The sequence below is a fragment of the Bacillus sp. jun7 genome (assembly GCF_051034795.1).
GTDB classification, from domain to species: Bacteria; Bacillota; Bacilli; order Bacillales; family Bacillaceae; genus Bacillus; species Bacillus velezensis.
Genome location: NZ_CP093219.1, coordinates 1,547,501 through 1,567,328, shown reverse-complemented (window position 1 = coordinate 1,567,328; position 19,828 = coordinate 1,547,501). Strand labels below are relative to the sequence as shown.

At 47.0% G+C, this 19,828-nt stretch carries 17 protein-coding genes, 2 rRNA genes and 2 pseudogenes (1 of these 21 only partly in view); 16 read left to right on the top strand and 5 right to left on the bottom strand.

The features are described from left to right. Positions 1-18: 18 nt before the first annotated feature. The 5 genes and pseudogenes from MJQ52_RS07380 (at position 19) to MJQ52_RS07360 (ending at position 5,635) form a co-directional block, all read left to right on the top strand. Positions 19-546 carry an SH3 domain-containing protein gene (locus MJQ52_RS07380; protein WP_025854031.1) on the top strand — a complete coding sequence of 176 codons (528 nt, stop codon included), beginning with the start codon at positions 19-21 and terminating at the stop codon, positions 544-546. Between the two features lie 85 nt (positions 547-631). Next, positions 632-967: an SdpI family protein gene (locus tag MJQ52_RS07375; RefSeq protein ID WP_094247136.1), complete on the top strand. Its 336-nt coding sequence runs from the start codon at positions 632-634 to the stop codon at positions 965-967. After that, positions 960-1,820, top strand: a complete 861-nt coding sequence (locus MJQ52_RS07370) for an alpha/beta fold hydrolase (RefSeq protein ID WP_070081525.1) — start codon at positions 960-962, stop codon at positions 1,818-1,820. The genes MJQ52_RS07375 and MJQ52_RS07370 overlap by 8 nt, the downstream gene beginning before the upstream one ends. A gap of 210 nt (positions 1,821-2,030) precedes the next feature. Next, positions 2,031-3,011: a glycosyltransferase family 2 protein gene (locus MJQ52_RS07365; protein WP_003155484.1), complete on the top strand. Its 981-nt coding sequence runs from the start codon at positions 2,031-2,033 to the stop codon at positions 3,009-3,011. Between the two features lie 55 nt (positions 3,012-3,066). Then, positions 3,067-5,635: pseudogene (locus MJQ52_RS07360) on the top strand (YfhO family protein). Here the strand turns inward: MJQ52_RS07360 and MJQ52_RS07355 are convergent. Continuing rightward, on the bottom strand, positions 5,632-6,615 hold the full coding sequence (locus MJQ52_RS07355) for a metal-dependent hydrolase (protein ID WP_003155481.1): 984 nt from the start codon (positions 6,613-6,615) through the stop codon (positions 5,632-5,634). The pseudogene MJQ52_RS07360 and the gene MJQ52_RS07355 overlap by 4 nt on opposite strands. Before the next feature lie 225 nt (positions 6,616-6,840). Between MJQ52_RS07355 and mutY the strand changes: the two genes are divergently transcribed. Next, positions 6,841-7,935: an A/G-specific adenine glycosylase gene (mutY, locus tag MJQ52_RS07350; protein WP_003155480.1), complete on the top strand. Its 1,095-nt coding sequence runs from the start codon at positions 6,841-6,843 to the stop codon at positions 7,933-7,935. A gap of 6 nt (positions 7,936-7,941) precedes the next feature. Here mutY and MJQ52_RS07345 read toward each other — a convergent pair whose 3' ends face one another. Beyond that, a complete protein-coding gene (locus tag MJQ52_RS07345) occupies positions 7,942-8,166 on the bottom strand; it encodes a hypothetical protein (RefSeq protein WP_003155479.1) in 225 nt (74 codons plus the stop codon). Between the two features lie 81 nt (positions 8,167-8,247). Between MJQ52_RS07345 and fabL the strand changes: the two genes are divergently transcribed. The 5 genes and pseudogenes from fabL (at position 8,248) to MJQ52_RS07320 (ending at position 12,154) form a co-directional block, all read left to right on the top strand. Continuing rightward, positions 8,248-9,000 carry an enoyl-[acyl-carrier-protein] reductase FabL gene (gene fabL, locus MJQ52_RS07340; protein ID WP_070081527.1) on the top strand — a complete coding sequence of 251 codons (753 nt, stop codon included), beginning with the start codon at positions 8,248-8,250 and terminating at the stop codon, positions 8,998-9,000. Positions 9,001-9,083: 83 nt separating this feature from the next. Continuing rightward, a pseudogene (locus MJQ52_RS07335) lies at positions 9,084-9,236 on the top strand (gamma-type small acid-soluble spore protein); the annotation flags it as partial. A 160-nt stretch (positions 9,237-9,396) separates the two neighbouring features. Further along, entirely contained in the window at positions 9,397-9,663 is a 267-nt protein-coding gene (locus MJQ52_RS07330; RefSeq protein WP_003155476.1) for a YgaB family protein, read from the top strand. Between the two features lie 135 nt (positions 9,664-9,798). Continuing rightward, positions 9,799-10,329 (top strand): nucleoside tri-diphosphate phosphatase, encoded by a 531-nt coding sequence (gene ntdP, locus MJQ52_RS07325; RefSeq protein ID WP_003155475.1) that lies wholly within the window; start codon positions 9,799-9,801, stop codon positions 10,327-10,329. An 82-nt stretch (positions 10,330-10,411) separates the two neighbouring features. After that, positions 10,412-12,154 carry an ABC transporter ATP-binding protein gene (locus tag MJQ52_RS07320; RefSeq protein ID WP_145956745.1) on the top strand — a complete coding sequence of 581 codons (1,743 nt, stop codon included), beginning with the start codon at positions 10,412-10,414 and terminating at the stop codon, positions 12,152-12,154. A gap of 79 nt (positions 12,155-12,233) precedes the next feature. Here MJQ52_RS07320 and MJQ52_RS07315 read toward each other — a convergent pair whose 3' ends face one another. Then, on the bottom strand, positions 12,234-13,298 hold the full coding sequence (locus MJQ52_RS07315; RefSeq protein ID WP_003155468.1) for an aromatic acid exporter family protein: 1,065 nt from the start codon (positions 13,296-13,298) through the stop codon (positions 12,234-12,236). Positions 13,299-13,507: 209 nt separating this feature from the next. Beyond that, complete coding sequence (locus MJQ52_RS07310) at positions 13,508-14,797, bottom strand: glutamate-1-semialdehyde 2,1-aminomutase (protein WP_094247134.1); 1,290 nt, start codon at positions 14,795-14,797, stop codon at positions 13,508-13,510. A 158-nt stretch (positions 14,798-14,955) separates the two neighbouring features. On the opposite strand from MJQ52_RS07310, the gene bcp reads away from it, so the two are divergent. Further along, entirely contained in the window at positions 14,956-15,429 is a 474-nt protein-coding gene (bcp, locus tag MJQ52_RS07305; protein ID WP_003155466.1) for a thioredoxin-dependent thiol peroxidase, read from the top strand. 124 nt (positions 15,430-15,553) lie between these two features. Continuing rightward, on the top strand, positions 15,554-15,991 hold the full coding sequence (gene perR / locus MJQ52_RS07300) for a peroxide-responsive transcriptional repressor PerR (RefSeq protein WP_003155465.1): 438 nt from the start codon (positions 15,554-15,556) through the stop codon (positions 15,989-15,991). 34 nt (positions 15,992-16,025) lie between these two features. Here the strand turns inward: perR and MJQ52_RS07295 are convergent, their stop codons facing one another. Next, on the bottom strand, positions 16,026-16,379 hold the full coding sequence (locus MJQ52_RS07295) for a YgzB family protein (RefSeq protein WP_007408568.1): 354 nt from the start codon (positions 16,377-16,379) through the stop codon (positions 16,026-16,028). Positions 16,380-16,581: 202 nt separating this feature from the next. On the opposite strand from MJQ52_RS07295, the gene MJQ52_RS07290 reads away from it, so the two are divergent. From MJQ52_RS07290 to MJQ52_RS07280, 3 genes are all read left to right on the top strand, one after another. Beyond that, the gene (locus tag MJQ52_RS07290) at positions 16,582-17,466 is read left to right on the top strand and encodes a nucleotidyltransferase-like protein (RefSeq protein WP_070081531.1); all 885 of its coding nucleotides are present in this window, start codon (positions 16,582-16,584) and stop codon (positions 17,464-17,466) included. Positions 17,467-17,758: 292 nt separating this feature from the next. Continuing rightward, positions 17,759-19,310, top strand: a 16S ribosomal RNA gene (locus MJQ52_RS07285). Positions 19,311-19,485: 175 nt separating this feature from the next. Then, a 23S ribosomal RNA gene (locus MJQ52_RS07280) occupies positions 19,486-19,828 on the top strand (it continues 2,587 nt past the right edge of the window). The 16S and 23S rRNA genes sit together here, the layout of an rRNA operon.

Here is a 19,828-nt window from a genome sequence, read left to right as displayed (position 1 = left end):
TAGCGGGGAGGAACCACAATGAACATGAAAAAGGGGTTAACCGCATTTATTCCGGCCGCAGGACTTTGCTTATTTTTAGCCGCAGGCACCGTTTTTTTTGATCCGGCAGCGAATGCCGCAGCAGTTCACCAGACAAAAATAGACACCGCAGCAGATACATATATCGTGAAAGCAGGAGAACTTAATGTCCGCAAAGAACCCAATAAACAAGGGCGGATTATCGGCACGCTTCGTTCAGAGGATTCCGTAAAGGTTAAACGGCTTCAAGGAGCAGATTGGGCTGAAATTGACTACAAAGGTCACAAAGCCTATATTTCCACGCATTTTCTGATGAAGCAGCCGGTGAAGGCGGTGACCGCGAAACAAACCGATTTTTATACGCCGACTTTGGAAACCGGCAAAAAAGGGTCTGTTAAAGCGGGTGAAACCGTCAATGTGCTCGGCTGGGGGTTCAGCCATGACGGAGGGTTTGACCGTAAATGGGCGTACGTCACATACGGCGGGAAAGCAGGTTATGTGAAAACGGCCGACTTAACTCAAAAGTAAAGATTCAGGCGGGCGAATAAGCCTGCTTTTTTTCTGAAACTTTTCGCCTTTCCTTTCGTAAAAGATGAAAAGGAGAGTGACGGATATGATAATGGTAATCGGCGGCCTTCTGATGGCTGCGGCCGGCATTTCAGTCACGTTTTTTCCGCCGAAGTCGATCAACAGCCTGTACGGATATCGGACGAAGCGCTCTATGGCGGATGAGTCGCAGTGGAAAGAAGGCAATCGATTCAGTGCGCTCCTCATGATTCTGTTCGGCCTTATTTCGGCGGCAGCTGGATTTGCGGGCAGCCTGCTTATCCGGCAGACTCAGCCGTTCGCCCTGATCGTTCAGGCCGTATTGTTGATTGCGATCAGCGTACTGATCATCGTCTTAACAGAAAGAAGATTGAAACAAACGGGGAGGAGAATCGATGAATGACATTACGTTTCACATGATCGAAACAAACGGAGTGACGCTGCACACGGCTTCAGCCGGTCCGAAAGACGGTCCTTTGGCGGTGCTGCTGCACGGGTTTCCGGAATTCTGGTACGGCTGGAAGAGTCAGATCAAACCGCTGGCGGATGCCGGATACCATGTTGTCGTGCCTGATCAGCGCGGCTATAATCTCAGTGACAAACCGGAGGGCATTGAAAACTATACCATTGATACGCTCAGAGACGACATTATCGGGCTGATCACTCATTTTACAAATGACAAAGCCGTCGTCATCGGACATGATTGGGGAGGAGCCGTGGCCTGGCATTTGGCATCCACGCGGCCGCAATACGTTGAAAAATTGATCACGGTCAATATCCCGCACCCGGCGGTTATGCGGAAGGTCACACCGTTCTACCCGCCGCAGTGGAAGAAAAGCTCTTATATCGCTTTCTTTCAGCTTCCGGAAAAGCCGGAACGGAGATTGTCTGAAGACGATTACCGCGTATTGGATCACGCGATCGGCTTATCCGAACGCCCGGCGCTTTTTTCACGGGAAGATGTCGACAGCTACAAAGAAGCATGGGGCAGAAAAGGAGCGCTCACGGCGATGCTGAACTGGTACCGGGCGATCAGAGCCGGCGGTTTAGGCCCTGCCGTTCCGCTTAAAATGCCCGTTCCGTACCGGTTAATATGGGGCGTCAACGACCGCGCGCTGAGCAAAAAGCTCGCCAAGGAAACAAAACGGATGATTCCAAACGGCGACTTAATCTTCATAGATGATGCCTCACATTGGGTCATTCACGAAAAACCGCGCATCGTCAGCCATTTGATTCATGAATACCTTCAGCAATAAAGTCTGTCCCGCGTACAGACTTTTTCTTTTTTTTCTCATATCTGCCGAAAAACATGACAAAATATAAACCATATGCAGAAAAAAATTTCTTTCCCTGTAACAAAAAAAGGGTTTAAACGTCATTAAAAAAAGGAAAAGCCTTACTGAAGTTTTGCGGACAATTCCTTTAAGGCCGTCCTAAAAAAAGAATAATACAAAGAAGGTGCCTTCATGAAACAAAGGTTAATCTCAATTATTATTCCGTCTTACAATGAAGGAAACAACGTCAAGCTCATCCATGAATCTTTAAAAAAAGAATTTCAGACGATTCATTATGACTATGAAATTTTCTACATCAATGACGGAAGCGCGGATGACACCCTTCAGCAGATTAAAGAACTGGCCGCCAGAAACCATCGCGTCAAATACATATCTTTTTCCCGCAACTTCGGGAAAGAAGCGGCCATTCTGGCAGGATTTGAACACGTGCAGGGCGAAGCGGTAATCGTGATGGACGCCGATCTGCAGCATCCGACCCATCTGCTGAAAGACTTCATTCAAGGCTATGAAGAAGGGTATGACCAAGTCATCGCGCAGCGCAACCGAAAAGGGGACAGCCCCGTGCGTTCCGTGCTTTCTTCCCTGTATTATAAATTTATCAACAAAGCCGTCGAAGTGGACCTGCGTGACGGGGTCGGAGATTTCCGCCTGCTGAGCCGGCAGGCCGTTGATGCTCTTTTGAAGCTGAGTGAAGGGAACCGTTTCTCGAAAGGGCTGTTCTGCTGGATCGGGTTTGACCAGAAAATCGTATTTTATGAAAATGTCGAAAGGAAGAACGGCACGTCCAAATGGTCATTCAGCAATCTGTTCAACTACGGAATGGACGGTGTCGTCTCCTTCAACAACAAGCCCCTCAGGGTATGCTTTTTCACCGGTATTCTGATATTGCTTCTGTCGATGGTTTATATTGTAACAACCTTTGTTCATATTCTGACACACGGCGTGTCCGTACCCGGATACTTCACCATTATTTCCGCCGTGCTGTTTTTAGGGGGCATCCAGCTTTTGAGTCTCGGCATCATCGGAGAATACATCGGCCGGATTTACTATGAAACAAAAAAACGCCCGCACTATTTAATTAAAGAAGCGAATATAACGTACGGAGAACAAAATGAAACGAATTATACAAAAAAGCGCAAGTGGAACCATTAAACAGCCGCCGCTGTGCGCAGGGTCTGGGGACGTTGTATGAAAAAAAAATAAATGGATCTTGCCGGCAGCCTGTGTGCTGGCTGCGGCAGCCGCTCATATTTTTTTTCTTAAAAGAGTGGTCGGCAGGCCGCTATATGACGGGGTCTGGAGACGGGATCGCCCAAATGGCGGTCTTCAAAAAGCTGCTGTTTGATCAATATATGAACGGCAGGCTGTTTTACAGCTATTCGTTCGGACTGGGCGGGGGAGTGTACAGTCAGCTCGGCTATTATTTCTCTACTTCTTTTCTATTCCTGTTTATCTCCGCCGCTGTCCGCTTTTTGCAGCTTATTCAGCTGACGGGTGAGGCTGATGCGCTGTTTTGGGCGCAGGCCTCCGTTTTTATCAGCATCGCCAAGCAGAGTTTTATCATATTCACGGCGGCGTGTGTGTTCCGCTATTTCGTCAAACGGACGGTGCCTGCTTTTGCCGGCGCCGTGTTGTACGGGGTCTCGATTATCTACTTCCGGCATGAGGTGTATTGGGACTTTTTCACTGACAGTATGGTGTGGCTGCCGCTGCTCGTGCTCGGCGCGGAAAAAATCATCAGGGAAAAAAAGCCGGCGTGGTTTATCTTCGCCTGTGCGCTGACATTGATCAACAACTTTTATTTTGCGTATATTAATCTGATTTTCATCGGCATTTACATCTTATTCAGATGGACCATTCATCTTGAAGACAATGAAGTCAAAAAGCTCACTCAATGCAGAATGTTTATTCTGTCAGGCCTTCTCGGCTTCGGCATAAGCGCAGTCTCCTTTATCCCTGTCGTATACGGATATCTTCATAATCTGCGGCCGCCGTATTCAGAGCAGATTGCATGGCTTGATTTTTCCGACAACATTTTATTTTCAAGCCGGATAATCATTCTGCCGGCGGTTTTTTTACTTTTTCTATTTACATTTTCTTTATATAAAAACCGGCTGTTCCGGCTGTTTGCGGGAATCAGTCTGCTGTACATTCTGTTTCACTTCAGTCCGTTTGCGGCAAGCGCCTTTAACGGTTTTTCAGCTCCGCAAAACAGGTTTGAATACGTCCTGTGCTTCACGATTGCGGGAACGGTTGCAGCAGGGCTTTCTAAGCTTTCAGACATCAGCATGAAGAGTATGCTGATATCCGCCGTACTCGCCGTTCTGCTCTATTGGAGCCAAGTGAGACGGTTCAGCCTGGATATTTCTGATCAGGCCAACCTGCCTATCCTGCTCCTTCTGGGGCTGACCATTGCCGCTTTCCTTGCAGCAAAGACAAGACTGAAAGGCGCGGTGCCCGCCGTCTATGCCGTCATTCTCTTGACGGCGGTGCTGACGGCTAATACATATGAAAAATATGCGTTATCAGAAGGCGGGAAGATTTATACGGTATCGCATACCTTTATGACGGGTCCTGACTATAAGGGCAAAGAACAAACAGAGCTTATTCAGCGTCTGAAAGAAAAAGACCCTGATCCGTTTGCCCGTTTAGATTGGATGAACGGTGTTTTCAATAACACCCCGATCATTTACGGGTTCAACGGATTCAGCGTATACTCAAGCATCCTGAACCGCAATCTGCTGTCCTTTTACTGGAACGATCTCCGGATTGATATGGGCAGAGAAAGCGTCAGCCGCTATGCGACATTAGGAAACAGGGCTAATTTATACAGCCTGCTTTACGGAAAATATTATATGACGGAAAAAACAAACGAGGCCGGCGTGCCGTACGGGTTCAAAAAAACCATGGAATCATCCCATTATGCGGTTTATCAAAATCAATATATGCTTCCGTTCGTACGGACAGCTGATCGCGTATATAACGAGGACGGTCTGAAAAAAGCGCCCGCCCTTGCCAGAGAACGGGCAATGCTTGACGGGATCATCACGGAATCAAGCACAGCCAACACGAAAAAAGCGCCTGAGGCGAAAAATATGATCCGTCAGGCAAAGGTAACGGCCGACCATGCGGATTATCAAGACGGCATCCTGACGGTAAACGAAGACGGCGGCGGCCTGATCATTACGCCGCAAGCCGCTAAGATGGACGGCGGCGATTATTACGTCAGCTTTTATTTGAAGAATAAAGCGAAGGACCAGGGCTTTACATTAAAAGTGAACGATTACACGACAACGAGAAAATCGAATCAATCCATTTACAAAACAGGTGTCAACGATCTTACTGTCAGAGTGCCGAAAACAAAAAATATCCAAATCCGTCTGCCGAAAGGATCGTATCAGCTTGACAGACTGGCGCTTTACGAAGAACGGTACGATACGCTGAAAAACGCATACCGAAAAGCGGAAAAAGAACCGCGGGCCGATCTCAGATGGCGCGGAAATACGCTTCATATCTCGTATGAAAACAAAACCCGCGCACCGTATATCATGCTTCCGATTCCATATGAAAAAGGCTGGGAGCTGAAGATAAACGGCAGAAAAGAACAGATTGAAAAAGCGGATTATTCCTTTATCGGATTTAAAGCGCAAAAAGGAAAAAACGATATTCAATTAACGTATTACCCGCCGTTTTTTAAACCCGCGGCCGCCCTATCGGTGATCAGTCTCGTGTTTGCCGCTATATATGTGAGAAGACAAAAAAAGCTCGGCTCTTAAACAGAGCCGAGCTTTAATTTTTTCTGCAGTTTTTCCTCGCTGAAAATCCAGCCCGTGTAGGAAGAGAGAAGCTCTAAATCATGACTGAGGTGGACGATGGCGACAAAAGGATAGTGGCCTTTGCTCCGGTAGCGCAAATCAATAAAGCGCACCTCATAATGATCTTTAAAAGTATCGACCTCCCACCTGTAAACGGGGGAAAATGAAAGAAAGGCTGCAATATTTTCGTCCTGTTTCGCGGCCTTCATCACATCGGTTTCCGGAACGGGCACGCGGTTGAATGTATCCAATATCACGACATGGCCGTCAAGGCTTCTGCCGACATAAAAGGCATGCGCCGTTGTCACGGCGATACGCCATTGCCTGAATTTCATCGTCGGCGAAATAATGATGGTTTCAATCTCCTCTTCAATCATTTCGCGCAGCCTTCGCTTTATCCGCAGCTGCATCAAAAACCGGACGGCGTAATATCCTGCGAGGATGATATAAAGCATCAGAAATGTCACGCCCGGATGACCTCCGATATACCACACGGCAATCGCGGCCAAATGGCTGACGAAAATAAACGGATCAAAGGTATTGATTAAACCGAGAGCGATCCATTTTCTCGAAAACGGGCGGATGGCCTGTGTGCCGTACGCGTTAAAAATGTCAACAAACACATGCAAAACGACAGCCAGAAGCGTCCACAGCCACAGGTGCAAAAAGTTCGCTTCCGGATAAAACATAAACAAAATGCCCGGAATCAGAACGGACCAAAATAATACGGCGGGAATGGAGTGCGTGAATCCTCTATGATTTCGAATATAAACGGCATTATTTTTCAGCTTCAATATGGTATCAATATCAGGTGCCTGAGAGCCGGCAAGCGCGGCGATCATAACTGCCTGAGACATGGGGGTGTGCATGCCGACGGCAGGATCAAGAGTTGCGATTCCGCCAAGCGCGATACCCATGACAACGTGAGTGCCAGTATCCATTGTTGACCTCCTAGCAGGCGTTAAAAATCAGCCGCCCGCATATTTCGCATTATAAGATATTCCCCATTTTCTGTTTGCCCAATCATGGCGTTTATCCGCCGTTCTCATATGTTTCCGCTTTTTCTTTATCACTATTTAATGTAACATATTATCGTAACGTGCCCTTAGTTTACACCAAAATACAGTGTCAAGAAAAGCGGAACCCGAAACATCTGAGGAGAAGATATGAACGCACTTGAAGAAAAAATGAAACAAAAAGATATAGACAAATTTCGCGAGGACTTAATTACATGGTTCGAAAGAGAACAGAGAATTCTGCCGTGGAGAGAAAATCAGGACCCGTATCGGGTGTGGGTGTCAGAGGTGATGCTGCAGCAGACGCGCGTAGATACCGTCATTCCTTATTTCCGGCGGTTTGTTGAGCAATTTCCGACCGTTTCGGCGCTCGCTGAAGCCGATGAGGAAAAAGTGCTCAAAGCCTGGGAAGGGCTAGGTTATTACTCCCGTGTAAGAAATCTGCAAAGTGCCGTAAAAGAAGTGCATGAGCGGTACGGGGGAGTCGTCCCTGCCGGGGAAAAGGAATTTGGCGGACTGAAAGGCGTCGGCCCTTATACAAAAGGCGCCGTGCTCAGCATCGCATACAACAAACCGATTCCCGCCGTAGACGGCAATGTGATGCGTGTCATGTCGAGAATTCTTTCCATATGGGACGATATCGCAAAACCTAAAACCAGAACCATTTTCGAACAGGCGGTATCCGCTTTCATTTCTCATGAAAAACCATCTGAATTCAATCAGGGTTTAATGGAGCTCGGCGCGATCATCTGCACCCCGAAATCGCCGTCATGCCTGCTTTGCCCCGTACAAAAGCACTGTTCGGCATTTGCGGAAGGGACAGAGCGGGAGCTGCCCGTTAAAAGCAAAAAGAAAAAGCCCGGAATAAAAACAATGGCAGCCGTTGTGCTGACAGACGAACAAGGCGATGTCTATATTCATAAACGGCCGCCAAAAGGCTTGCTCGCCAACTTGTGGGAGTTTCCGAATACCGAAACCCAGAAAGGAATCAAAACCGAAAGAGAGCAGCTTGAAGCCTATTTAGAAAAAGAGATGGGAATAACCGCTGAAATCGGGGAGCTGGAAGGCATCGTAGAACATGTTTTCACCCATCTCGTCTGGAATATTTCGGTCTTTTTCGGTAAAGTAAAACAAGTGTCGGATACAACGGAATTCATACGGGTCACAAAAGAGGAGCTCAAGGAATACGCATTTCCCGTTTCCCATCAAAAGATATGGAAAATGGCGGAAGAAAGCGGCCGCTAAAGAGCGTCAGTCATAGCTGACGCGAGTGCCGTGGCCGTAATCCGCTTCATTCCGTTTCAGTCCGCCGCGGGCTTCGATTTCCTGAATCAGTTCCCGGTATTTGGACTGGCCTTCTTCGTTTAAATACGGCATAATTTGCTGGAAGGCATGATGGAAATAGGCGAGCTCTGAATCTCTCCAATCTTGTTTGGGCATCATGGCCAATTCGCCCATATCACGTCCGACATACATATAAAAGACCCCTTTCAACACATATTGCTTTTATTGTTTGTTGAATGAAAAGAACTATACACAGCAAGGAGCTGAGGAAAAATGGAACAAAATAAATGCGCACTGATCACGGGAAGCAGCCGAGGCGTCGGGAAAGCTGCCGCCATCAGACTCGCGGAAAAAGGATACAATATCGTCATCAATTACGCCCGCAGTAAAAAAGCGGCATTAGAAACCGCCGAAGAAATTGAAAAACTCGGCGTTAAAACGCTCGTCATTAAAGCTAATGTCGGCCAGCCGGCAAAAATCAAAGACATGTTTCACCAGATTGACGAAACATTCGGCAGACTGGACGTGTTCGTCAATAATGCGGCTTCAGGCGTGCTGAGACCGGTTATGGAACTCGAAGAAACACACTGGGACTGGACGATGAATATCAACGCGAAAGCATTACTTTTCTGCGCTCAGGAAGCAGCAAAGATGATGGAGAAAAACGGAGGCGGCCACATCGTCAGCATCAGTTCGCTAGGCAGCATCCGCTATCTTGAAAACTATACGACGGTCGGTGTCTCAAAAGCTGCTTTAGAATCGTTAACCCGTTATCTGGCGGTTGAGCTTTCTCCGAAAAACATCATCGTAAACGCGGTGTCAGGCGGAGCGATTGATACGGACGCGCTGAAGCATTTCCCTAACAGAGATGAACTGCTGGAAGATGCCCGCCAAAATACGCCGGCCGGCAGAATGGTCGAGATTAAAGATATGATCGACACGGTGGAGTTTTTAGTTTCTTCAAAAGCGGACATGATCCGCGGCCAGACCATCATTATTGACGGCGGACGCTCTCTGCTCGTATAAGTTTTAAAAAAGATGAATAGTCTTATCGTCTCCTGCGCATTCTAAAGTGCGTGGAGGTGATAACAATGGCAAACTCAAAATACAGCAAAACAGACGTTCAGCAGGTGAAAAAACAAAACCAGCAATCAGCTTCCGGTCAGGGTCAATACGGCACTGAATTCGGCAGTGAAACTGATGCGCAGCAGGTTAGAAAGCAAAACCAATCTGCTGAACAAAACAAACAGCAAAACAGCTAATCACTGAAACGAAAAAGCACTTCATCTTCGGATGGAAGTGCTTTTTTCTGTTGCCAAAACGACAAAACTTGTGATTCCTCTACAGAATGAGTCAAAGGGTTTTCCGGCGTAAAATCGAAATGGTAAGGAGTATCAACCTAAAAGCCTAAGGAGGAACCCGATGTCAGAGTTTGAAAAGCTTGTAAGTGAACAGATGAAAATCATGGATCAGCTTCTCGAGCTGCAGTCAGAACTTGACCGCTGCCGGCAGGTGGAAGCGGAACTCATCAGTCTGGAAAGAGACGCAAAGCTGGACAATGTACAGGACGAAATTGCGACAAAGCGAAAAGACCTGGCCGGCATACAGGAGTTATTCCAAAGGCAGACAGAGCAAGTCATCCAGTCTTATCGCAGCACGGAAAAGCCGTCTTCCTATGTGCAGAAATGAATGTGCCATTCCGGAAGCGGAGTGGTTCTTTTATTTTCATTTTTTAATTCGTAACGTTATAATAGTGAAAAGACTTGTCGGAAAGCAATTGCGGCTGCATTGACTGCAGGGCTTTACAGAAAGTAGGGGAGAAATATGGGATATCCCAAGGAAGGAGAAACCATTCAAATTCACAGCTATAAGCATAACGGGCTGCTTCATCGAATTTGGAATGAAACGACGATTTTAAAAAGTACGGAATTGTGTATCATCGGAGCTAACGACCGGACAATGGTGACGGAATCCGACGGACGGACGTGGGTGACGAGAGAACCGGCGATCTGCTACTTTCATGCCCGTCAGTGGTTTAACGTCATCGGAATGCTGAGAGATGACGGGGTACACTATTATTGCAACATCAGCTCGCCGTTCGCTTATGACGGAGAGGCCATCAAATATATTGATTACGATTTGGATGTCAAGGTGTTTCCGGATATGACATATAACATTCTTGACGAGGATGAATACGATGACCACCGCAAATCAATGAATTACCCTAAAGAGATCGACAGCATTCTGAAGGAGTATCTGAATACGCTGCTGCACTGGATTCATCAGCGGAAAGGACCGTTTGCTCCGGAATTTGTTGATATGTGGTATGAACGGTATCTGCGCTATACAAAATAAAGAATACAATAAAAAACCTGTTGGGGTGTCAACAGGTTTTTCACATGGGCTCACACGCCTTAAAGAGAGAGGGGGATAAAGTGTGGGCGTAATCAGACGCTATATGCAATTTGTAAAACCTTATAAAAAACAAATTTTTATCACAGTGTTAATCGGCATTATAAAATTCTCCATCCCGCTGGCTCTCCCGCTTCTGTTAAAATACGTGGTCGATGACATTATTCAAGGGAGCGGAACGGCAAGCGCTAAAACATCATCGCTATTCACGATAATGGGCATCATGTTCGTGCTGTTTTTAATTCTGCGTCCCCCGGTAGAGTACTATCGGCAATACTTCGCGCAATGGACGGGCAGCCGGGTGCTCTACGATATCAGGGGGGTATTGTTCGATCATATTCAAAAATTGAGCCTGAGGTTTTATGCCAACACGAGAACGGGCGAAGTCATTTCCCGGGTGATAAATGATGTCGAACAGACAAAAGACTTTGTCATAACGGGACTGATGAATATCTGGCTTGATATGATGACGGTGCTGATCGTCATCTGTATTATGTTTACACTCGATGTGAAGCTGACATTGATATCTGTCATTTTGTTTCCGTTATACGGAATTTCAGTGAAATACTTTTACGGCCGTCTCCGAAAACTGACACGTGAGCGTTCTCAGGCACTCGCCCAAGTTCAGGGACATTTGCACGAAAGAGTTCAGGGGATGCCCGTTATCAGAAGTTTCGCCATTGAAGATTATGAACAAGCCAATTTTGATGAAAAAAACGGACATTTTCTGGACAAAGCGATCCGTCATACGAATTGGAACGCGAAAACGTTCGCAGTTGTGAACACCATTACGGATTTGGCGCCGCTGCTCGTTATCGCATTTGCGGGTTATTTTGTCATAAACGGCCCGCTGACGGTAGGGACGATGGTTGCGTTCGTCGGCTATATTGACAGAATGTACAATCCGGTCAGAAGATTGATCAACTCATCGACGACGCTGACCCAGTCGATCGCTTCAATGGACCGCATATTTGAATTTATCGACGAGCCGTATGAACTGACTGATAAACCGAATGCACTAAAAGCTGACGGCATTAAGGGCGAAGTTGAATTCCGAAATGTCTCGTTCCGTTATGAGGAAGGAAAAGAAACGATTTTGCAGGACGTTTCCTTAAAGGTGACAAAAGGGGAAACCGTCGCGCTCGTCGGAATGAGCGGCGGCGGAAAATCGACGCTTGTCAGCCTCATACCGCGTTTTTATGATGTATCCGGCGGCAGTCTGCTGATTGACGGCACAGATATTCGTGATTATGAAGCGAGAAGCCTCCGCAATCAAGTCGGAATGGTGCTTCAGGATACGTTTCTGTTCAGTGAGACGATTCGTGAAAATATCGCCATCGGTAAACCGGGAGCGTCTCTGGATGAGGTGGTTGCGGCTGCGAAAGCAGCAAATGCCCATGAATTTATTATGAACTTCCCCGAAGGCTACGAAACCAAAGTCGGCGAACGGGGCGTCAAATTGTCAGGCGGGCAGAAGCAGCGGATTTCGATCGCCCGTGTATTCTTAAAAAATCCGCCGCTGCTGATTTTGGATGAAGCGACATCGGCTCTTGATCTTGAAAGTGAACACTACATTCAGGAAGCGATGGAAAAGCTTGCGAAAAACCGGACGACTTTTATCGTCGCCCACAGGCTGTCCACGATTACGCACGCGGATAAAATTGTCGTCATGGAAAACGGCGCCGTCGTCGAAACCGGCACGCACGAGGAATTAATGGCCCGAGGCGGCCAGTACAGACACTTATTTACGATTCAGAATTTGAACTGATACAAAAACGTATGCCGTCCGAATGGGTGGCATACGTTTTTTTGAATGCAAAAAAACCCGGTTTTACGGAAGCACCGGGTTACTCTTCGTCTGTTTCTAATTCGCTGTCTTTCGGGTGGTATGTCTGAAAACTCGTAATTAATGTATCGAGATGCTCCAGCTGCTCGCGGTATTCCGCAACCGCAGCCATAATGCTGAGCATATTGTAATCAAGCAGTTCATCCTCGCAGTTCTGCTGATTTTTCAAGAAAGACTTCGTCAAAAGCTGTTTATATCTTATGCTTTCTTCAGCATCGTCATCATGCGGTTTGATCTTGCCGACCGTCCGCATCAGAATCCTTTCGTGCCAATGAAGCAGATAATCAATTTCTTCTGTCAGCGTCTCCTGAAATTCCTCCGGCATATGATAAATTTCGTTTTCATAGCGGTGCAGCTTTTTCAGCGTATCAAGCGCCCGATTTGCCGTAATAATCGCCTGTCTGAATAAAACAAGCTTGCGCGACTTTACATACGTCGTTTTCTTAAAGTAGCTTCTCTCCTCTTTATAAAGAAGGTACGTATGATCAAGCTTCATCATCTTTTCCTTCAGCTTCTCAATATCCTCTTTCAATATCGAGTGTTCCGTGGACTGACGCATCGTCAGCCTGATCCATTTCATGATCTCATCGGTATATTCAACCGTATGATGAGTCAGCTTCGTTTCGTATTTCGGCGGAAGAAACACAAGGTTCACAATAAAAGAAGACAGCACGCCTAAAATAACGGTGCTTGTTCGTATCAGAGCGAACGTCAGGAAGCTGTTTCCCGGTGTTTCTAAAATCGCGATAACCGTCACGAGCGCAATCGAAATGGTGTGTTCAATTTTCAGTTTTAACATGATCGTGATGACAATCACTGCGGTCAATCCGATCATAATCGGACTCGGTCCGAAAATCAGTCCGAATACCGTAGCGATGACAGCGCCGATGATATTTGCCTGAACCTGATCAATAATGATAAGAAAAGACCTGTAAATAGAGGGCTGTATGGCAAATATAGCTGCAATCCCGGCAAAGATCGGCGACGGAAGTCCGATCCATGATGCTAAGTAGAGCGCGAGCGTAATCGCAATCCCTGTTTTAAAAATGCGGGCACCAAGTTTCATTGGTTTGTGCGTGCATTCCTTTCTCTAATAAATTATGTGCCGAACGAACGGCTGACACTTACATTTCCCTGTCGGCTGATTTGCTAAACAATAAAGTAATATACAGGGATCATACCAATTATTCAAGGTCTTTTTTTGAAAAAACCATTATCTCACAAATCGGACAAAAAGAAAAAGCGGAAGCCCCGGGCTCCCGCTTGTTTCAGCAGTTATTTTTTCATATGTCTGAACGCATCTTCAACGGCTTGTAAAGTGGCGTCGATATCCTCTTCAGTATGTGCGGTTGTGATAAACCAAGCTTCATACTTCGATGGAGCGAGATTGATGCCGCGCTCAAGCATCAACTTGAAGAACTTGGCGAATGCTTCTCCGTCCGTATTTTCCGCCTGCTCGTAATTGACGATCTTTTCATCAGTGAAGTAAACCGTGAGCGCGCCTTTTAAACGGTTGACGGTGATGGTAATGCCATGTGTCTCCGCATGGGCGAGAATGCCCTGCTCAAGTCTGGCGCCGAGCTCATCAAGCCGCTCGTAAACGCCTTCTTCCTTCAGCACTTCCAGGCAGGCGATGCCTGATAGGATAGATGCCGGGTTTCCGGCCATCGTGCCGGCTTGATATGCCGGGCCGAGCGGAGCAACCTGCTCCATGATCTCTTTTTTGCCTCCGTAAGCGCCGATCGGCAAGCCGCCCCCGATAATTTTACCGAGCGCCGTTAAATCAGGCTTCACTTGAAGAAGATCCTGCGCGCCTCCGTACATAAAACGGAATGCCGTGATCACTTCATCATAAATGACGAGCGCGCCCGCTTTATGGGTCAATTCATTTACCTGTTCTAAAAATCCTTTTTCAGGTTCAACGATGCCGAAGTTGCCGACGATCGGCTCGACGAGAACCGCTGCAATTTCTGAACCCCATTTATCCAGCGCGGCTTTGTAGCTTTCAATGTCATTGAAAGGAACGGTAATCACCTCATTGGCGATGCTTTTCGGCACGCCGGCGGAATCAGGGGTGCCGAGCGTAGACGGGCCGGAACCCGCAGCGACAAGTACGAGATCAGAATGGCCGTGATAGCAGCCGGCGAATTTAATGATTTTTGTCCGGCCTGTATAAGCGCGTGCAACCCGGATCGTTGTCATCACCGCTTCAGTGCCTGAGTTTACGAATCGTACTTTATCAAGTGAAGGAATGGCCTCCTTCAGCATTTTGGCGAAAGTGACCTCATGTTTGGTCGGCGTCCCGTACAGCACGCCGTTTTCAGCCGCTGTTTTAATCGCTTCAGTAATATGCGGATGGGCATGTCCGGTAATAATCGGGCCGTAAGCCGCTAAATAATCGATATACTGATTCCCGTCTACATCCCAGAAATAAGCGCCATTCGCTTTTTCCATCGCAACGGGTGAACCGCCGCCTACCGCTTTATAGGATCTGGACGGGCTGTTCACGCCTCCGACGATATGCTCTAACGCTTCCTTATGAAGTTCAACTGATTTTGTATACAAAAAATGACCCTCCTAATATCTCCTTACATCATGTTCTATTGTAGCATGCTTCATTGCGAGCACAACGGGTTCATGCTTCCAGAAAAGAGCGGGGGGATAACGGTTGTAATCTTAACGTGAATTGGATACGCTTAATAAAAAACCCGGAGGTATAAGAAATGACGATTGAAATCGGACAAACAGCACCGGATATGAAATTAGTGAATGACAGCGGGGAAGAAGTAGCATTGACGGATTTTAAAGGGAAGTACGTCGTTCTCTATTTTTATCCGAAAGACATGACACCCGGATGCACGACGGAAGCATGTGATTTCCGTGATCAGCACGAAAGCTTCGCGGGACTTGATGCGGTTATCATCGGAGTAAGCCCTGACAGCCGTGATAAACATGAAAAATTTAAGCAAAAACACGATCTTCCTTTCCAGCTCCTTGTTGATGATGAACATAAATTGGCGGAAGCTTTTGATGTGTGGAAGCTGAAGAAGAATTTTGGGAAAGAATATATGGGTATCGAGCGATCCACTTTTTTGTTAGACAAAGAAGGCCGTCTTGTGAAGGAGTGGAGAAAGGTAAAAGTGAAAGATCACGTTGCGGAGGCGCTTCGCGAATTGGAACAAATTGCGTCTAATTAATGGACAAATGCTGAACTCACGGGGTTTTCTTCAGATTACATTTGACAGGAGACCGGAAAAAGATGTACACTAATTATAAACATTATAAAGTAAGAATCTTTTTTAGAAGAGAGGTGCATGACGGATGGCTGCACATGAATTAAAAGAAGCCTTAGACACGTTGAAGGATACGGGAGTCCGGATTACTCCTCAACGTCATGCCATTCTGGAATATCTCGTGGATTCTATGGCACATCCGACAGCGGACGATATATATAAAGCCTTGGAAGGGAAATTCCCTAATATGAGTGTTGCGACAGTGTATAACAATTTGCGTGTATTCCGGGAAGCGGGGCTTGTAAAGGAACTGACGTACGGAGATGCGTCCAGCAGATTTGACTTTGTCACCTCTGACCATTATCACGCCATTTGTGAAAGCTGCGGAAAAATCGTGGACTTCCATTACCCCGGGCTTGACGAAGTGGAACAGCTTGCTGCTCACGTCACAGGGTTTAAGGTAAGCCACCACCGTTTGGAGATTTACGGCGTCTGCCAAGAATGTTCCAAAAAAGAAAACCACTAAACGAAGCTGACCGCTTTGATACGGTCAGCTTCGTTTATTTTACACTGTTTTTTCTGTTATAAGACTCATCGAACGCTTTGCCTTCCAATCCTTTATCCAATGTAAGCGGCTCTCTGCAATGCATGCACATATCCACTCTGCCCAGAATCTTCGTTTCTTTCTCGCAAGCGGGGCACATCACCCGGACCGCTTTTGTGGACAGCATGCCGATCCAAAAATAAACGGCGGTGCTGAGTCCGATCGACAGCAGGCCGAGAATCATAAACAAGCTGGCAAGCAAAACAGACTGCTTAAAGAACAGCCCGATGTACATAATGATAAACCCAACGAAAACCAAACTTAACGCAAACGTTCTGATCTTATTAATTTTGCTTGAGTATTTCGCCATGTCCATCCCCCTCTCGTTTAACTATAGCACAAAACAGATGGCATATTCTTCATGTTTTCGTAAGAAAAGGGAAGAATAAATATGGCACCTGAAAGGAAATTTGTTATAATAGTGCAATGTGTTTAGAAAAAAGGACTTTCATGTTTTATCATAGAAATGTAGAAACAATAGCTAGTGAAACAATCGCATTGGAGGAATCGTAATGGACAATCTTCTCCGTCCAATTTACCAAGAAAGAGCAAGTCATCCCGATACGCTGGCCGTCCTTATGATTGAGAGAAGGAGTAAAGCATCATCCATCACGGATAACTTTGATGCGGTCATGCTTGTCATTGTCAAACAGGCTGATGAACCTCTTTTTATAAAGCATTATGAATTCGAACACAAAACCGCTTCTTTACATATTGTAACGGATGCTCTGCTTCAGGAATGGATTCTGCTTGGGACAAATAGAAGAGTCATAGATTGGATCATCAACGGTAAAGTGCTGTTTGACCGCAATGAATATATATCTGAACTCAATGACCGGCTCAGCACTTTTCCTTTCGCCGAGCGGAAATTAAAGATCGGAATGGAATACGGCAAGCTGATCAGAAGATTTGTAGAAGGAAAAGCGTTTTTTGAAGCTGATCATTTTCTGGATGCATATTATGCGGTAGTGCACGCTCTTCACCACTTGGCCCGCATAGAAGTGATTGACCGGGGGTTTTATCCCGAAACGACAGTCTGGAACCAGGTCCGTCACATTGAGCCGCAGGTATATAAGCTATATTCCGAACTTGTCGAGAGTCACGAAAGCTTGGAGAAAAGGCTTGAATTATTATTCTTAGCAAATGATTTTCTCATCCATTCAAAAGCTGAAATCGGTTCTGCGCACCTTTTTCAAGTGATGAAAGAAAAAGAAATGTGGCAGTTTGGAGAATTGCTTCAGCACCCTGAACTGGTGCACTTCACCCAAGATCTCGGTGTCATGCTTGATTACCTGACGGAAAAAGGCTTTGTTGAAGTATCTCAAATAGAGACCAAAGGGCAGGAAGTATTTCATCGAGGATATTCTTTCAAAAAAAGTGTTGACGCTGAATCATAGGCATGGTATATTATTAAACGTCGCTGATGCGCTTCACCAAAAAGCTCACAGCGGCGGAGAAATAAAAATAAAAAACATTTGACAGCAAAGTGCTGAAATGTTATACTGAAAAAGTCGCCTCGAGATGAGGTTGAGATGATCTTTGAAAACTAAACAAGACAAAACGTACCTGTTAATTCAAAGTTTTAAATAAATCGCACAGCGATGTGCGTAGTCAGTCAAACTAAGGTCTGCATGATGCAGATCACACAGACGTTACTGCAGGATGCAGTGAACTTAGTCTGTGATCCATTTATCGGAGAGTTTGATCCTGGCTCAGGACGAACGCTGGCGGCGTGCCTAATACATGCAAGTCGAGCGGACAGATGGGGGCTTGCTCCCTGATGTTAGCGGCGGACGGGTGAGTAACACGTGGGTAACCTGCCTGTAAGACTGGGATAACTCCGGGAAACCGGGGCTAATACCGGATGGTTGTTTGAACCGCATGGTTCAGACATAAAAGGTGGCTTCGGCTACCACTTACAGATGGACCCGCGGCGCATTAGCTAGTTGGTGAGGTAACGGCTCACCAAGGCGACGATGCGTAGCCGACCTGAGAGGGTGATCGGCCACACTGGGACTGAGACACGGCCCAGACTCCTACGGGAGGCAGCAGTAGGGAATCTTCCGCAATGGACGAAAGTCTGACGGAGCAACGCCGCGTGAGTGATGAAGGTTTTCGGATCGTAAAGCTCTGTTGTTAGGGAAGAACAAGTGCCGTTCAAATAGGGCGGCACCTTGACGGTACCTAACCAGAAAGCCACGGCTAACTACGTGCCAGCAGCCGCGGTAATACGTAGGTGGCAAGCGTTGTCCGGAATTATTGGGCGTAAAGGGCTCGCAGGCGGTTTCTTAAGTCTGATGTGAAAGCCCCCGGCTCAACCGGGGAGGGTCATTGGAAACTGGGGAACTTGAGTGCAGAAGAGGAGAGTGGAATTCCACGTGTAGCGGTGAAATGCGTAGAGATGTGGAGGAACACCAGTGGCGAAGGCGACTCTCTGGTCTGTAACTGACGCTGAGGAGCGAAAGCGTGGGGAGCGAACAGGATTAGATACCCTGGTAGTCCACGCCGTAAACGATGAGTGCTAAGTGTTAGGGGGTTTCCGCCCCTTAGTGCTCGCAGACTAACGCATTAAGCACTCCGCCTGGGGAGTACGGTCGCAAGACTGAAACTCAAAGGAATTGACGGGGGCCCGCACAAGCGGTGGAGCATGTGGTTTAATTCGAAGCAACGCGAAGAACCTTACCAGGTCTTGACATCCTCTGACAATCCTAGAGATAGGACGTCCCCTTCGGGGGCAGAGTGACAGGTGGTGCATGGTTGTCGTCAGCTCGTGTCGTGAGATGTTGGGTTAAGTCCCGCAACGAGCGCAACCCTTGATCTTAGTTGCCAGCATTCAGTTGGGCACTCTAAGGTGACTGCCGGTGACAAACCGGAGGAAGGTGGGGATGACGTCAAATCATCATGCCCCTTATGACCTGGGCTACACACGTGCTACAATGGACAGAACAAAGGGCAGCGAAACCGCGAGGTTAAGCCAATCCCACAAATCTGTTCTCAGTTCGGATCGCAGTCTGCAACTCGACTGCGTGAAGCTGGAATCGCTAGTAATCGCGGATCAGCATGCCGCGGTGAATACGTTCCCGGGCCTTGTACACACCGCCCGTCACACCACGAGAGTTTGTAACACCCGAAGTCGGTGAGGTAACCTTTATGGAGCCAGCCGCCGAAGGTGGGACAGATGATTGGGGTGAAGTCGTAACAAGGTAGCCGTATCGGAAGGTGCGGCTGGATCACCTCCTTTCTAAGGATTTTAACGGAATATAAGACCTTGGGTCTTATAAACAGAACGTTCCCTGTCTTGTTTAGTTTTGAAGGATCATTTGATTCTTCGAGATGTTGTTCTTTGAAAACTAGATAACAGAAGTAATTCACATTCAATTAGTAATGCAAGATATCACGTAGTGATTCTTTTTAACGGTTAAGTTAGAAAGGGCGCACGGTGGATGCCTTGGCACTAGGAGCCGATGAAGGACGGGACGAACACCGATATGCTTCGGGGAGCTGTAAGCAAGCTTTGATCCGGAGATTTCCGAATGGGGAAACCCACCACTCGTAATGGAGTGGTATCCATATCTGAATACATAGGATATGAGAAGGCAGACCCGGGGAACTGAAACATCTAAGTACCCGGAGGAAGAGAAAGCAAATGCGATTCCCTGAGTAGCGGCGAGCGAAACGGGACCAGCCCAAACCAAGAGGCTTGCCTCTTGGGGTTGTAGGACACTCTGTACGGAGTTACAAAAGAACGAGGTAGATGAA

What these genes read in the sequence shown, in the direction of transcription:
- MJQ52_RS07380 (WP_025854031.1), top strand. Translation starts at nt 19, where the DNA reads ATGAACATGAAAAAGGGGTTAACCGCATTTATTCCGGCCGCAGGACTT.
- MJQ52_RS07375 (WP_094247136.1), top strand. Translation starts at nt 632, where the DNA reads ATGATAATGGTAATCGGCGGCCTTCTGATGGCTGCGGCCGGCATTTCA.
- MJQ52_RS07370 (WP_070081525.1), top strand. Translation starts at nt 960, where the DNA reads ATGAATGACATTACGTTTCACATGATCGAAACAAACGGAGTGACGCTG.
- MJQ52_RS07365 (WP_003155484.1), top strand. Translation starts at nt 2,031, where the DNA reads ATGAAACAAAGGTTAATCTCAATTATTATTCCGTCTTACAATGAAGGA.
- MJQ52_RS07355 (WP_003155481.1), bottom strand. Translation starts at nt 6,615, where the DNA reads ATGGATACTGGCACTCACGTTGTCATGGGTATCGCGCTTGGCGGAATC.
- mutY (WP_003155480.1), top strand. Translation starts at nt 6,841, where the DNA reads ATGAACGCACTTGAAGAAAAAATGAAACAAAAAGATATAGACAAATTT.
- MJQ52_RS07345 (WP_003155479.1), bottom strand. Translation starts at nt 8,166, where the DNA reads ATGTATGTCGGACGTGATATGGGCGAATTGGCCATGATGCCCAAACAA.
- fabL (WP_070081527.1), top strand. Translation starts at nt 8,248, where the DNA reads ATGGAACAAAATAAATGCGCACTGATCACGGGAAGCAGCCGAGGCGTC.
- MJQ52_RS07330 (WP_003155476.1), top strand. Translation starts at nt 9,397, where the DNA reads ATGTCAGAGTTTGAAAAGCTTGTAAGTGAACAGATGAAAATCATGGAT.
- ntdP (WP_003155475.1), top strand. Translation starts at nt 9,799, where the DNA reads ATGGGATATCCCAAGGAAGGAGAAACCATTCAAATTCACAGCTATAAG.
- MJQ52_RS07315 (WP_003155468.1), bottom strand. Translation starts at nt 13,298, where the DNA reads ATGAAACTTGGTGCCCGCATTTTTAAAACAGGGATTGCGATTACGCTC.
- bcp (WP_003155466.1), top strand. Translation starts at nt 14,956, where the DNA reads ATGACGATTGAAATCGGACAAACAGCACCGGATATGAAATTAGTGAAT.
- perR (WP_003155465.1), top strand. Translation starts at nt 15,554, where the DNA reads ATGGCTGCACATGAATTAAAAGAAGCCTTAGACACGTTGAAGGATACG.
- MJQ52_RS07295 (WP_007408568.1), bottom strand. Translation starts at nt 16,379, where the DNA reads ATGGCGAAATACTCAAGCAAAATTAATAAGATCAGAACGTTTGCGTTA.
- MJQ52_RS07290 (WP_070081531.1), top strand. Translation starts at nt 16,582, where the DNA reads ATGGACAATCTTCTCCGTCCAATTTACCAAGAAAGAGCAAGTCATCCC.